This is a genomic window from Salinimicrobium oceani (assembly GCF_012037645.1).
This window is the reverse complement of record NZ_JAAVJR010000082.1, coordinates 1-831: the sequence shown is the minus strand read 5'-3', so window position 1 is coordinate 831 and position 831 is coordinate 1. Positions and strand designations below refer to the sequence as shown.

Annotated in this window: 1 protein-coding gene; it reads right to left on the bottom strand. The window is 36.5% G+C overall.

Translation table 11 applies throughout. The features are described from left to right. Positions 1-631, bottom strand: a 631-nt coding sequence (locus HC175_RS15515) for a LytR/AlgR family response regulator transcription factor (RefSeq protein WP_168139357.1), incomplete at its 3' end; no start/stop codon positions are given. Positions 632-831: the final 200 nt, after the last annotated feature.

Genomic DNA, 831 nt, shown 5'->3' with positions numbered 1-831 from the left:
GATTAATGACGTAAGTTTTATGGATCCTTATAAAGGAATGGGCAGGAAGGATCTCTTCGACATACTTTAAGGTTTTTGTGGCGAGTTTGGTATGGCCGCTAATTTGCTTGATACAACAGTAATTACTTTCGGCCTTACAATAGAGGATCTGGTTGGAATGCATGAGTTCAAAACCATCAACTGTTGAGAAAGCAATTTTACTTACGTGTTGATCATTCACATTAAGGTTCTCGAGCAGCAGGGTGAGTTTTTTTTGAGCAAAGTTCCCTTTGTTCCTATTATCAAACTTTTTAATCGCATCCGATAATTCCAGGCTATTTATTGGTTTTAGTAAATAATCCAGGGCACTGCGTTTTATAGCCTTAATGGCGAATTGATTGAAAGCAGTGGTGAAAATCACCTCAAAATTGATGACATCGAAATATTTGAAGAGTTCAAATCCGTTCTTTTCGGGCATTTGGATGTCCAAAAAAACGAGTTCGGGTTCATATTTTTTGATGGCCACTACACCCGTATCAATTGAATTACATTTCTCCACAATATTGAATTTATTAGGAAAACACCGGTCCAGGGTTTTCTCCAGCAAATCCCGGGCGTTCAATTCATCGTCAATTATAACTGCTTTTACCATGCTTTAAAACTACAATTTTATGACAAATTTATGATCTCTTAAGCTGAAAAGAAACTTTAATTCATTTCGGTATGGTATTGGTATATTCTGAAGCAGAAAAACAATTCAATGGTGATAGTTGATTGTTTTCAAGGGCATTGCAGTTTTGTGATGCCCTTTTTGATTATCTGGGGTGAGGTTGCTGTAATAAGGTAGATACA